Annotated in this window: 13 protein-coding genes; 8 read left to right on the top strand and 5 right to left on the bottom strand. The window is 37.4% G+C overall.

What is annotated here, in order from left to right; genetic code table 11:
• Nucleotides 1–9 precede the first annotated feature (9 nt).
• The 8 genes from CTER_RS28905 (at nucleotide 10) to CTER_RS19120 (ending at nucleotide 7,779) form a co-directional block, all read left to right on the top strand.
• A complete protein-coding gene (locus tag CTER_RS28905) occupies nucleotides 10–648 on the top strand; it encodes a hypothetical protein (protein ID WP_004628288.1) in 639 nt (212 codons plus the stop codon).
• A 17-nt stretch (nucleotides 649–665) separates the two neighbouring features.
• Nucleotides 666–1,043: a hypothetical protein gene (locus CTER_RS19155; protein WP_004628392.1), complete on the top strand. Its 378-nt coding sequence runs from the start codon at nucleotides 666–668 to the stop codon at nucleotides 1,041–1,043.
• 793 nt (nucleotides 1,044–1,836) lie between these two features.
• A complete protein-coding gene (locus CTER_RS19150; protein ID WP_040761664.1) occupies nucleotides 1,837–2,217 on the top strand; it encodes a hypothetical protein in 381 nt (126 codons plus the stop codon).
• 312 nt (nucleotides 2,218–2,529) lie between these two features.
• Nucleotides 2,530–2,928, top strand: coding sequence for a hypothetical protein (locus CTER_RS19145; protein ID WP_004628492.1), 399 nt, complete (start codon nucleotides 2,530–2,532; stop codon nucleotides 2,926–2,928).
• A 188-nt stretch (nucleotides 2,929–3,116) separates the two neighbouring features.
• Complete coding sequence (locus CTER_RS19140) at nucleotides 3,117–3,824, top strand: CPBP family intramembrane metalloprotease (protein ID WP_004628235.1); 708 nt, start codon at nucleotides 3,117–3,119, stop codon at nucleotides 3,822–3,824.
• Between the two features lie 946 nt (nucleotides 3,825–4,770).
• Complete coding sequence (locus tag CTER_RS28125; RefSeq protein WP_131469460.1) at nucleotides 4,771–5,232, top strand: hypothetical protein; 462 nt, start codon at nucleotides 4,771–4,773, stop codon at nucleotides 5,230–5,232.
• 400 nt (nucleotides 5,233–5,632) lie between these two features.
• Nucleotides 5,633–6,046: a hypothetical protein gene (locus CTER_RS19125; protein WP_004628345.1), complete on the top strand. Its 414-nt coding sequence runs from the start codon at nucleotides 5,633–5,635 to the stop codon at nucleotides 6,044–6,046.
• A gap of 590 nt (nucleotides 6,047–6,636) precedes the next feature.
• Nucleotides 6,637–7,779 (top strand): universal stress protein, encoded by a 1,143-nt coding sequence (locus tag CTER_RS19120; protein ID WP_004628459.1) that lies wholly within the window; start codon nucleotides 6,637–6,639, stop codon nucleotides 7,777–7,779.
• Nucleotides 7,780–7,995: 216 nt separating this feature from the next.
• Here CTER_RS19120 and CTER_RS28405 read toward each other — a convergent pair whose 3' ends face one another.
• The 5 genes from CTER_RS28405 to kdpF all read right to left on the bottom strand — a co-directional run bounded on the left by CTER_RS28405 (nucleotide 7,996) and on the right by kdpF (nucleotide 12,722).
• Nucleotides 7,996–8,136: a hypothetical protein gene (locus tag CTER_RS28405; RefSeq protein ID WP_004628313.1), complete on the bottom strand. Its 141-nt coding sequence runs from the start codon at nucleotides 8,134–8,136 to the stop codon at nucleotides 7,996–7,998.
• Nucleotides 8,137–8,236: 100 nt separating this feature from the next.
• Nucleotides 8,237–8,857, bottom strand: coding sequence for a K(+)-transporting ATPase subunit C (locus CTER_RS19115; RefSeq protein WP_004628466.1), 621 nt, complete (start codon nucleotides 8,855–8,857; stop codon nucleotides 8,237–8,239).
• 14 nt (nucleotides 8,858–8,871) lie between these two features.
• Complete coding sequence (kdpB, locus tag CTER_RS19110) at nucleotides 8,872–10,935, bottom strand: potassium-transporting ATPase subunit KdpB (RefSeq protein ID WP_004628337.1); 2,064 nt, start codon at nucleotides 10,933–10,935, stop codon at nucleotides 8,872–8,874.
• A gap of 12 nt (nucleotides 10,936–10,947) precedes the next feature.
• Nucleotides 10,948–12,627 carry a potassium-transporting ATPase subunit KdpA gene (gene kdpA / locus CTER_RS19105; RefSeq protein ID WP_004628480.1) on the bottom strand — a complete coding sequence of 560 codons (1,680 nt, stop codon included), beginning with the start codon at nucleotides 12,625–12,627 and terminating at the stop codon, nucleotides 10,948–10,950.
• A 17-nt stretch (nucleotides 12,628–12,644) separates the two neighbouring features.
• Nucleotides 12,645–12,722 carry a K(+)-transporting ATPase subunit F gene (gene kdpF, locus CTER_RS29295; protein ID WP_083909041.1) on the bottom strand — a complete coding sequence of 26 codons (78 nt, stop codon included), beginning with the start codon at nucleotides 12,720–12,722 and terminating at the stop codon, nucleotides 12,645–12,647.
• Between the last annotated feature and the right edge of the window lie 310 nt (nucleotides 12,723–13,032).

Genomic DNA, 13,032 nt, shown 5'->3' with positions numbered 1-13,032 from the left:
AGATAAATAGTGATTCTTTCTGTCTATTTTATTGAGGCAAGGTCAGTAGCAAGTAATCAAGAAGAAAGAGACAAATTAGTAAGTGCTGCAAATAAAGTAAGAGCTAATGCTTCAGAGGGAGCTGGTTGGTGGCTTGAACATGCCAAGGAATTTACAGAAGGTACACTTGATATATTAAACGGATGGGTTAGTACACCAGAGAGTATAAGTAAATTTCAAAGAAATGAGTTGCTTGAGGTTGTTAATGTATTTCAAGATATAACTATTAGTAACTCAAAAAATAATGTTAAGCAAGGGATAGGCTTTGTTGTTGGGCTCTTTACGGGTACTAGTGAAGAAAAAATGGCATTGAAAGGTGTTACTTCACTTATAAAAAATAATAAAGCTCTTGTAAAAGCTGCTGAGGAGGCTGGTTCAAATGCGGCAGTACAAAGAGAAATCAATAGTTTGGTTAAGCAATTTCTTTCTGGAAATACAAACCCAGGGATAGGGTCTAGACATTTGATTAATAATGTTTATTATCTAAGAGGTAGCGAGGGTGCCAGAGTTTTTTACAGATTACAGGATGGAGTATTTGAAATTTTAGGAAAATCAAATAAGAAAAATGAACAAGTAGTTATAGATACTATAAAGAAGTTATACAAATAAAAAGAGAGGTTATGTTTATGAATATAAAGAGCATAAGGTATGCCGAGCCACTTTCAGAAATAAAGGATATAGAGAACGACAACATTGATGTTTTTGTTGAAGATGATAAAGGCATGGTATACACATTTGTTGTTACCACCCCAAAAAATTATTACTGGTATATGGATAAAGAAGGATTAGATTTTATACCAGCATCACCACCAGATATAATTGTAAGAAGTTTAACAGAAGACAATATTCGAAAAGCAATAGAGTCATATCTTGACGAAAATGGTTACTGGTTTAAGGTTTACTATTTATCAGGGGAAAGAACAGGTGCTTTTGACATCAATCAAATGAATCAAATGATAGATGAAATAAAAAGGAACAATATGGAAATACTTAATGACGCCTGATTTTGACTAAGAATAAATCATATTCTCACTGCAAAAAAATGGTATACCTAAATGCATATTTACAAGAATGGAGATGGGATACAAACATAAACTCACCCCATAATAATAATTCTGCAGTCAGAGAAACTTTAAAGACATTTCGAAATTAGCGTCAGAGAAGATAATAGAGTAACAAACCAACAGGCCAGCTGGAAAGCACAATCTTGCTGGCCTTTCTTTTAACCGAAATAGTAGACATAAAATCAAAAAAACGAAACTAAAATATCATTTATTCTGTGCTTTCAAAATTGTAATAAAGAAAAAAATGATAATTTTAAACATGCTCTAAGAAGTAAAGATATCCTATACAATATGTAAAGGATTTACAAGGTAAATTGCAAGGTGAAAATCATAAAACGTATGTACAGATGAAAATTATGTAAAAAATATTACAATAGTAATGAAGCTGTGGAAAATGATAAAATAAGATGAGGTATCACTAAATATTTTGAAAGGGAAATAAACATGAACAGGATTTTAATAAATACTTTAATTTTACTTATAGCATTTAGTCTACTATCGCTATGTGCTTGTAAACAAAATATTGCAAATATGAATAAAGAACTTAAGCCAACAACTTCAGTTAAGTACAAAGATAATACTAAAAGCCCATCTTCTAATGAAATATCAAAGCAAACATTAACTGACTCAATAAAGAGTTTTTATAGTGCAATTGAAAATCAGAGTTCAAAAGATTTAGCAAGTATTTCAGACAAGGAAGGAATAGTGTTTTTAAGAACCTTTATATCAGGATTTGGAACAAGAGGTCTACGAAACTATCACTCCACCGGAATTTCCAGAAGATTTGACTTTTTCTTTTGTAAAAGGAGAGGCACCTATCAAACTTAAAACTGAATTTAAGATAGATAAAAAAGATAGCTTAGATATAAAAGCATATGATTCTGATGAAAGCTTGAATTGGGATAATTTAATAAAGCCTGATATCTTAAAAACTTTTGGAAAGCTGGTTGGAAGTGAGAAAGAACCTAGTGAGAAAACGAGGATTTACGAACTACAGGGAGATATTTTTTGCTTGGCTCAACTTTCTGATTCGGGACTCCAATATAGTAATTGGGCTGTGTTTGAAAAAAAAGATAAGGAATTTTTCTTAAAGATTATTGCATTAGTATATTAAAAAATTACAGCATTATATTTAAAATCACTATCGCCAAGTCAATTTATAAAAGAATTGGAAGATGCAGGGTGGAAAAAGACTGTTGAAGCTGGAGGTGGAAAAAGTGGTCCTGCAACGATATTAACGGATATGAAAACTGGTATTAAGATTCGTGTGCAAGAATCACCCATAAATGGTAATCCATACTTTAGAGTTCAGAACAAAGGTGGGAATTATTTAGATGCTAGTGGTTCATTTCCGAGTAATGCCACAAAACAAGAAATGCGTAATTTAACACACTTTGAATTTAAAATCAAAAAGTAGGTGAGAGATATGATAGCAAGGAATTTAGATGAAGTTTTTGAAAAACTTGATTTTACAGATAGCATTATAATAGATATAAAGTGGGAAAATAATTTAATCGATTTGGTTTTAAATATTGATTATTATTGGGACATTCAAGAGGGTCATAAAGAGACAAGAATATTGAAAGTTACATTCAAATGTTGCATAAAAGCAGACTTTCACATGACTCCTAATCTTACAGAAATGACTGATGCTGAAATACAATCTTATATTCTCAGCTGGTATACTATTGTAGCATTTAGAAAATCTTATATAGATTGTAATGATATGGTTCGCATACAAGTATTCACCACTGATTTTACTGTTCCTTGGTTAACTGTATTATGTAAAGGAATACAAGTAGAGGAAATTAATAAGTCAACATAGGGAATGGAATGGTTATCTGGTAAGTTCTAGAACAATCACCGTTACGCAGATTATCTCCTATTTGATATACTTTGAACAAGTAACCAGATGGGAGGTTTTACTGTGAAATCGACAGATGAAAATCTGCTTTTCTAGGAGCTGAATGAGATTTCCCACCAGATAGCAAAAATTCCAGGAGGATGTAATGTATGGCAAAGAAAAATTATCATAAAAGGTATTTTATTAATTCAGATGAGGTAGACGAAAATAATTATATAGATAAAATGATAGAATGGCAGGAGCACCAATATGACCCGGGTTACTATACCGGTGATAGGATACCACCGGTTTATACACATCCAGGGAGACCAGCTTGGCTTGGCTGGCTATTTGTAATTTTCGCAATTGTATTTGGAATATCCATTTTATTTATAGTATTAATAGGCTTTGGGAAAGGACAACTACTAGAAAAGGTTTTTATAATTAGTATGGCGCTAAGCATACTTTCTTTACAATTTATTGTTGGAGTCAGGTTAATAAAAAAGGGGAGAAAGGTTAAAAGAGACCATGTAAGAAAAAGACTAAAAATTTGGATTTTTATAACGATATGTTTAAGTTTGCTTATTTGTACTTTATTAATAAGTATATATGTATTGAATAATCATGTTGAGGAATTTGCAATTAGTGAACAGGAACAAATAATTACAAAACAGAGTGGTGAAGTCAATTTTGTATATATAAATCCTATACAAAAAAATCTTAAGTGTTCAATTGAGGATTATTATGTCTTATGGTCAATGGATATTGGAGATGATTCTCATATAAACAATACTTCATATAAGATTATTTATAAATGGAATAACATGAATCCTCATAAAGGTATAATAATGAGTATTGAAAAGGTTCCTAAAAATTAGCATGACTTAGCATCTCTTAAACGATACTTGAGTTGATACTTTTTTGTGAAATTATAAGCGCCGCCACCAATTTGGGGTGCTTTTACTGTACGACAGGCGGAATGTTATCCTTGAAACGGATGCCAATATAAAGGCAAGGTATGTAAAAGAATAAACTAGCAAATGAAAGCATATCATTTCCTTATGGAGTTAATCCAAAATAGCCAAAATAATTTCTTAAAGGAAGTTGAAGATAAGTTAACAGGAGGAATGTCCCTAAGTAATTTTAGAATTGAATATAGGAATACTTCATTAATAATTAACGATTCAGATTTATGTAAGCATATATTTAGAATTCGTTTTGATTTAATAAACTCTCAAACCAATTTTCAAGCATTTTGGTATGATGTAGAATATAGTAGCAAAGGTGAGGTTGTGGATGATTATTTCGGTGAATACTAAAGATTATGGCTTTTTCCTACGTACTGATACCACAAACAACAGTAATAAGGTAAAGCTATTGGTGAAATTATAGCTGGATTTAAGGAAGATATAGATTTTATACCTGTGAAAATTGCTGTAGATATTTAATAATGAGTTTAGTTTGCTTTCTATTGTTGCCTTTTTAGTAAGCATTTTACCTTCAATATTTATTATAGGTATTATCTTCAACCAAATTATTAACTTACTAATGTCAGTTAAGTTATTAGAAGATGATTTAGGTGCTGGTGTTTTACTGATTATTTTTGTTATCAGTTATGGTACTAGAATAGTAATTTCACATATTTTAAACGTAACTACAAAAGGGTTAAGTGTCTACAAAATTAGCAAAAAAAGTTGATATAAGATTTTAAGATAGAAGTACAGAAAACTAACTCGACTTGATAGTAACAGAAATGGTATACCAATTAGGCAATATTTATTGGAGTTAGCAATAATGGAACTCCACTCATAGTAGGGTCAAACATTGTTAGGAGCAAAAAGGATTTATGAATCTAAATCCAATCTTTCAGGATTTGAAGGTAATGTACCATTACTAAGTGAACCATTGCCTTCTGTTGTATTACCAAGATTTAATATCCTAAAGTATATATCCCCGTTTCTGCATTCTAAAAGATTTGAGAGGTGGTATAAAATGGTAAACGTATATAATTGTAAAATTTATTGGGTATCTGCTAAAAATGGTGGGAGAGAAAAGCATCCTGAAGGTAAACAATATTCAACAGTAGCAATGTTTGAAGATGTTAGAGATAGATGGCCAGATGAGGCATGGAGTGTAATGATAGATTTTATTAAACATGAAGGTGATTGTTCAGAAGGTAATATACGATTTTTAGTTGAGTGGGCACCTAATAATTTGCTCTATACTGGTTGTAAATTTGAGTTATTTGAGGCAAATAAAAAAATAGCGACGGGAGAAGTAACATAAAATTACAATAGGCAGTTATTCAAATGAGATAGCTGCTTTTCTTTCTATTTATCAGTTAGCATAATAAAATTAATAAAGAACAAACTTTTTCAACATGCAAAAGAAAAAACCTGGCAGAACTTAAATCTGAATATGAAAATTCGAGTGAATATAAATATTTAATTGATGCTAGTCAAGGAAGTAGCATCACAACGAAGTTTATTAAGCGTGTTGAAGATTATAAAATATCTGTTGATAATTTAAACTATGATATTGGCAATAAGACAGAAAATAGTATTTATAAAAATTTAATCATTGAATACCTTAATGGTGTAATAAATGAAAATCATGATGCTTCTGTTAAAAGATTAAATAGTGAATTAGAAAAGGTTAAATAAAAATATAAGGAGTTTTAACTATTATGTATAGAAAAATCATTTTTAGTCTATTGATATTTTTCTTAATTTGTACTCAAAGCTCTTGTGGAAGCGGAAGTAATTATAGTGAATTTGAATCTAAATTTATGGAAGAGTATTATAAAGTAATACAGAATGTATACTCTAAAGAAGTTAAAGATATTCTTGTAAAGTTACAATCAGAAGAAAATAATGATATTCTTAATAATATGAATCAATTACTACAAGATAATAAGAAAATGCGAAAAAAAAATGAGAAGAAATACGATGAATTACAAGAACTTTATACTGGATTGGTTGATTTAAAAGACGCTTATAAAAGTTGGGATAGTTTGGATTTAGATAGAAAGTTGTACTTAAATTCTAAATTAGATGATATATATTTTTATTTGAGTCAGTCAGAGTATTATAAGAAATAAAATCAAAAAGTTGAAGGATAAACTCATTAAGAGCTTCTGCTTTATTTTACCACCCGTACATTCTGCGGGTGGTTCTGGAAAGCCCAGCGCGACAAGAAGCTGCATAGTTAATTGCTAGTTATCAGCGATCCATTTGGAAAGACTGTAGGTGCAATGGGTAGAATTATAAATATAAACTTACAGGAGGCTCTCTTCTCTGTTGGTATTTTATTAAGCAGGTATTTCAAATACTTGCATACTTGAGTGCATTTGCTTTCGCCGACTCCACCAAGCTTTGAAAATTATACTAACAATGATAACATGGTTTGTATACAAATATTTACAACTGATTTCTCTGATTCTTGGTTATCTGTAGTATACAAAGGAATACAAGTAGAAGAAATAAATGGGTCAACATAGCTATAGAAACAAGCTGAAGGGATGAGCCTACACAGTCTTTGGAAATATTTAGTACGGTATTAAACGCAGACAATCGGACTCAAACTTGCAAGTATGATCAATATATACATTTATTTAACATTTTAAATGCCATAACCCCAATATTTTGATAAAATAAATTTATCAAAATATTTAAGGATAAGTATAAAACGATGGGCGAAGAATTCAAACGCATTACACCTGAGGAAGCTTTAAAGCAATGCAACTCAGAGAAGAAGGGAAAACTGAAAATATTCATCGGGTACGCTCCAGGGGTGGGAAAGACGTATTCCATGCTGAATGAAGGCAACAGAAGGGCCAAAAGGGGCAAGGATATTGTCATAGGCTATGTTGAGTCCCATCAGAGAGAGGAAACCGACAGGCAGATTGGTGATTTGGAATTAATTCCCCGTAAGAAAATTTCTTACAATAACGTTGTTATGGAAGAGATGGATACAGGTGCCATAATTGCCCGGAAGCCTGATATTGCCCTCATTGATGAGCTGGCCCATACGAATGTGCCCGGATCAAAATACCAGAAAAGGTATGAAGATGTTGAAGAAATTTTATGTCATGGTATAAATGTCATAACAACATTGAATATCCAGCATCTGGAGAGTCTGAACGATGTAATAAGGCAAATTACAGGTATTGCTGTAAGGGAAACCATACCAGATTACATCGTGGAAAAGGCGGATGAAGTGGTCATAGTGGATATAACACCTGATGCCCTTCAAAACAGGCTGAAACGCGGTAATGTATACAACCTTGAAAAAGTACCCCAGGCCCTGAAGAACTTTTTCAGAAAGGGAAATTTAAATGCCCTGAGAGAATTAGCCTTAAGGCAGACAGCTGAGGAAGTGGACGAAGATCTTGAAGAATACATGAAGGAGCACGGGATTAAAGAAAACTGGAGGATTGTGGAGAGAGTCATGGTATGTATCGGCCCCAGCCCTTCTGCAAAAAAACTTATCAGGCGCGGGGCGAGAATTGCCCGCAGATACAAATGTGAATGGATGGTGGTAAGTGTCGATTGCACTCATAGATTTGCGCCCCGAACGACTCCCAGGCAGCAGGAAACGCTGGACAGCTACCACAGGCTGGCCAAACAGCTGGGAGCAGATATTGTGACTTTAAAAGGAAAAAGCGTTTCCCAGGAACTTATAAATTTCGCGCATGAGAGACACATTACACAGATAATTATAGGACACTCCAGAAGAACCAGGCTGCAAACCATACTTCGCGGGTCCACAGTGTCAAAACTGCTGAAACAGACCAAAAACATTGAAGTGCATGTGATTCCGAATGAACTGTAACTGATTTAACGTTCCGCACTCTGCTATATAGGATTTATCGTCTTGCACACTATTGATACTTGGTGATACTCGGCTTTTTAAAGCCGCCTCCCTCTGGGACAGCAGCTATTTATCCTGAAATATCAAAATTCAGACTTGCCCTTGCCGGGAAGGACTTGAAAAATTCAAACCGGCAAAATTATTTATACGCCCAAGAGGTGGCAGTGAGAAGATATTCTACTTATCATCTTCCTTGTCAATTTTATAATTGCCGTCTTCTTCGTTTTCAGATTGCAGGAAATCCTGGATCTTTTTTATGATATAAAATATTACTACGGTGATAGAACAGGAGCCCACTGTTGATAATATGTTTTTCATGACCTCACATCTCTTTCTATTTTACGAGCATCTAAATACCGGGTTAACCAATCATTTAAATCGTTTAAATCAAACAATCATTTATCTAACTGAAAACAGGCTATTTCAGCATTTTTGATATTTCAATATTGACCTTCAGGACATTGACCCGGGGTTCACCGAATATTCCAAGGGTTCTGCCGGTGGTGTATTTCTCAACTATTTTATTGAGTTCTTCACTGCCGATCCCTGTAGCTTTGGAAATTGCAGGAATTTGTATCCTTGCAGCTTCGGGGCTTATATCTGGATCAAGTCCCGAGCCGGAACTTGTTAAAAGATCAGCAGGGATATCCTCTTTCTTAACATCAGGATTTGCTTTTAAAAATGCTTCCATATCATTCTTAACGCGTTGTGCCAGCGCCGGATTTGACGGTGCAAGGTTTGCAGAGCCGGAGGCTGCCCCTGAATAAGCTGTCTTGCCGTTTTTGTCGGGAACTTTGTCTTCCGGCTTGTAAGTGTTATAATTAACGGCTGAAATTCTTCCGTGAAAGAACCGTGGATCGGTAAAGTTCTGACCCAGGAGCTCTGAACCCACGGCCCGGCCGTTGCTTTCTATAATGCTGCCGTTGGCTTGTTTGTGAAAAAGCGACTGGCTTATTCCGGTCATGGCAAGGGGATATGCAAATCCACACAGAATAAATAATGCTATTGTTACAGTAATTGCTCTTAAAAATACTTTCATAAGTTATTTCCTCCTTAACCCAAATTCAGGGCTTTTAAAATTGGGTTTATAAGAATATCTATTAATTTGATGCCCGCAAAGGGAACTATCATTCCGCCCAGCCCATAAATCAGCATATTCTTGGCCAGCATGGCTTGGGCGCTCATGGGTTTGTATTTTACACCTCTCATAGCTATGGGTATCAGGGCCGGGATAATGGCTGCGTTGAAGATAAGCGCCGAGAGAATGGCACTTTGCGGAGTTGAAAGCCCCATTACGTTAAGCACATTCATTTGCGGAACGGCTATTGTAAACATTGCCGGAATAATGGCAAAATACTTTGCGACATCATTTGCTATACTGAAAGTGGTCAGCGAACCTCTTGTGATTAAAAGCTGCTTTCCGATTTCAACAACCTCGATTATTTTTGTAGGGTCGGAATCCAGATCCACCATATTGGCAGCTTCCTTGGCCGCAGTTGTACCGCTGTTCATGGCAAGCCCCACGTCGGCCTGCGCCAGGGCGGGAGCATCATTTGTTCCGTCGCCGGTCATGGCTACAAGCCGGCCTTCAGCCTGTTCACGCTTGATTACATCTATTTTGTCCTCGGGCTTGCATTCGGCGATAAAATCATCAACACCTGCTTCTTTTGCGATGGTTTGGGCTGTCAACGGATTATCTCCGGTGCACATAATGGTTTTAATCCCTATTTGACGCAGGCGCTCAAATCTCTGAACCAGTCCGGGCTTGACAGTATCCTTCAAATAGATGACACCCATAATTTCCCTGTCGATACATACAACCAGAGGGGTCCCCCCAAGCCTGGATACCTTATCGACACTTGACTGCAAATCCTTAGGGATCACTCCGCCCAAACCGGTAACATGGTTCTGAATGGTGTCGGAGGCACCTTTTCTCACCTGGGCACCACTGGGAAGGTTCAAGCCGCTCATGCGGGTCTGGCTGGTGAATTCCACATTTTCAGCCTTATCATACTCTGACTTATCGATATTGATTCCCTGTCTGGCTGCCAGTTCAATCACCGAACGTCCTTCAGGGGTCTCATCCTTTAATGAGGCTATCAGGGCAAACCGGGCAATGGTTTCCCGGGTGGCTCTGCCCACAGGAATAAATTCGGCTGCCAGCCTGTTTCCGAAAGTAATAGTCCCTGTCTTATCCAGTATCATGGTATCAACGTCCCCACAGGCTTCCACCGCTTTTCCAGACATTGCGATCACATTAAAGCGTGTGACCCTGTCCATACCTGCAATACCTATGGCTGACAACAATCCGCCTATTGTTGTGGGTATGAGGCAGACCAATAGGGCAATCAGGGTAGATACCGAAATCCTGACACCTGTATAATCTGCCATGGGGTACAGTGCAGCAACTACTATGAGAAAAATCATGGTAAGACTTACAAGAACGGTTGTAAGAGCTGTTTCATTGGGGGTTTTATGTCTGGAAGCGCCTTCTACCAAGCTTATCATCCTATCCAGGAAGGATTGGCCCGGTGTGGCAGTAATCCTGATCTTCAGCCGGTCGCTTTTTATCCTGGTGCCACCGGTTACCGAACTGAAGTCACCCCCTGCTTCTTTGATTACAGGAGCCGATTCACCGGTGATGGCTGATTCGTCCACAAAGGCCAGGCCTTCTATAACCTCTCCGTCATTGGGGATTATGTCACCGGTTTCACATAAAACAATATCTCCCTTTTTGATTTCGTTTGAATTCAGAATTTTAACGTTTCCGTTTTTGTCCAGAAGCTTTGCGGGAGTGTCTTTTTTGGTTTTCTTCATGCTCTCGGCCTGGGCTTTTCCTCTGCCTTCCGCAACTGCTTCGGCAAAGTTGGCAAAAAGAATGGTAACCAGGAGTATTGCCGATACAATACCGTTGTATAAGGCATTGCCGTTTTTTTCAAGCAAATCCGGGAAAACGGTTAAAACCAGGGTAATGATAAATCCCACTTCAACCACAAACATTACGGGATTTTTAATCATCTCCTTCGGATTTAGTTTTTTAAATGAATCCCTGATTGCATTTGTCAATATCTCTTTAGTCATCCAGCTTTTTTTTGATTGTCTTACATTTTTATCCATAATGTCATCCCCCTATTTCCCAAGTGTTAAGTGTTCTGCAACCGGCCCCAGTGAAATTGCAGGGAAAAAAGTTAAAGCTCCCACTATCAGCACTACTGCAATCAGTATAAAAGTAAACAGCTTGTTATCTGTTTTGAAGGTTCCTATTCCCACGGGTACCTCCCGTTTGGCTGCCAGCGACCCTGACACGGCCAATAGGGCAATCATTGATATATACCTTCCAAAAAACATTACAAGCCCGGTGGAAAAATTCCAGAACAGACTATTATCAGCAAGGCCTTCAAAGCCGGAACCGTTGTTGGCCGCCGCTGAGGTAAATTCATAAAGAACTTGAGAGAGTCCATGAAAACCCGGATTTGTAATTCCGGCAAGTCCCGGCCCGGTGACCAGGGCTATTGCAGATGGGATCAGGATAATGAACGGATGCACCAGAATAGCCAGCGCTATTAACTTCATCTCTTTACCTTCGATTTTCTTTCCCAGAAATTCAGGAGTGCGGCCTACCATCAGCCCGCACAGGAAGACGGCCAATATGGCGTACATTATCATGTTCATAAATCCCACGCCCTTGCCTCCGAACACTACGTTCAGCATCATCTGTCCCAAAGCCGCCAGCCCGCCTAAAGGAGTCAGGGAATCATGCATATTATTTACGGCACCGGTAGTAAATGCTGTTGTGACTGTGGTAAAAAGCGCAGATTGAGCAATCCCGAAACGCACTTCCTTACCTTCCAGGTTACCCATGGCCTGATTAAGGCCGGCAGCGGACAATGCAGGATTTCCTGCCTGTTCGGCCAAGTAGCATACCGGAAGGGCTGTCAGAAAAAGAATGGCCATAGCGGCAAAAATGACCCGGCTCTGTTTTTTATTTTTCAGCATCAGGCCGAAGGTATAGACCAAAGATGCCGGCAGCAGCATCATGGACAGAATTTCAACCAGGTTTGCAAGCGGGGTGGGATTTTCAAACGGATGGGAGGAGTTTGCCCCGAAAAATCCGCCTCCGTTGGTGCCCAGATGCTTTATGGACTCCAGAACGGCCACTGGCCCCAACGGAATGTCCTGCAGAGTCCCTTCGATAGTGGTTACGGTCTGATTGCCGGAAAGTGTCTGCGGCACGCCCTGCCACACCAGAAGCAATGTAATAACCATTGATATGGGGAGCAGTATTCTGGTCGTTATCCGTATAAGGTCAACAAAAAAGTTGCCGGCGTTTTTTGTTTTTCCGGCCAGTCCGCGCATAAATGCTGCTGCGGCAGCAAAGCCGGAAGCTGCCGAGGTAAACATCAGGAAAGTGATGGCAGCCAGCTGGGATAAATGGGACAATCCCCATTCACCGCTGTAATGCTGCAGATTTGTATTGGTTATAAAGCTTATTGCGGTGTTAAATGCAAGGAACGGTTCCATACTTCCGTTTTTGTTGGGGTTAAAACCCAAATGGCCCTGCAGCCTGAAAATCAGATAAACAAGCAATGTCATAACAAGATTGGTCACCAGCAGTGAAATGGCATATTGTTTCCAACCCATTTCAGACCGCTTTACACCGGTTACTTTGTATATCAGACTGTCCACCCTGTCAAAAACAGGGTCTATAAATGATTTTCCACCCGTTATTACGTTAAATATATATTTGCCCGCTGGTATAACAAGAACTGCCAAAAGAGCAAGAGTTATAATTATTTGAATAATGCCCATTTGAATATTACCCCCAACTAAAATTTTTCCGGGTGGATCAATACGTAACCCAGATATATAAACAATAAAACAACAATGCCGATTAAAATGGCCATGCTAAAACCCCCTATTACTATAATTATTCAATCTGTCTGCCGCACCAGCTCAGGAATAAGATTGCTGATCCGAAGCATATTAATATAGTCATCAGAATAATAAAATCAAACATGTTTAGCCTCCCGATTAAAAAATACATTCCTTTGCATTAGTTATTTTGCATTAGCTATTTTGTGACAGTGCAATTGCACAAACCCGATTCACAGTTTAGATTATAAATCCCCTTGCCTGTCAAACTAAAGCCTGAGGAAATTTGATAGCTCCTTTTGCCCATACCGTAAAAAGCATTCATTCAAATTTATCACCTTT

Source organism: Ruminiclostridium cellobioparum subsp. termitidis CT1112 (assembly GCF_000350485.1).
GTDB lineage: Bacteria > Bacillota > Clostridia > Acetivibrionales > DSM-1351 > Ruminiclostridium > Ruminiclostridium termitidis.
Note: the sequence above shows the minus strand (reverse complement) of the source record. Positions and strands in the feature narration are given on the sequence as shown.

Coding starts and splice junctions, on each gene's coding strand:
- kdpB (WP_004628337.1), bottom strand. CDS start 10,935: ATGGATAAAAATGTAAGACAATCAAAAAAAAGCTGGATGACTAAAGAG.
- CTER_RS19140 (WP_004628235.1), top strand. CDS start 3,117: ATGGCAAAGAAAAATTATCATAAAAGGTATTTTATTAATTCAGATGAG.
- CTER_RS19155 (WP_004628392.1), top strand. CDS start 666: ATGAATATAAAGAGCATAAGGTATGCCGAGCCACTTTCAGAAATAAAG.
- CTER_RS19120 (WP_004628459.1), top strand. CDS start 6,637: ATGGGCGAAGAATTCAAACGCATTACACCTGAGGAAGCTTTAAAGCAA.
- CTER_RS19125 (WP_004628345.1), top strand. CDS start 5,633: ATGTATAGAAAAATCATTTTTAGTCTATTGATATTTTTCTTAATTTGT.
- CTER_RS19115 (WP_004628466.1), bottom strand. CDS start 8,857: ATGAAAGTATTTTTAAGAGCAATTACTGTAACAATAGCATTATTTATT.
- CTER_RS19145 (WP_004628492.1), top strand. CDS start 2,530: ATGATAGCAAGGAATTTAGATGAAGTTTTTGAAAAACTTGATTTTACA.
- kdpF (WP_083909041.1), bottom strand. CDS start 12,722: ATGGCCATTTTAATCGGCATTGTTGTTTTATTGTTTATATATCTGGGT.
- kdpA (WP_004628480.1), bottom strand. CDS start 12,627: ATGGGCATTATTCAAATAATTATAACTCTTGCTCTTTTGGCAGTTCTT.
- CTER_RS28405 (WP_004628313.1), bottom strand. CDS start 8,136: ATGAAAAACATATTATCAACAGTGGGCTCCTGTTCTATCACCGTAGTA.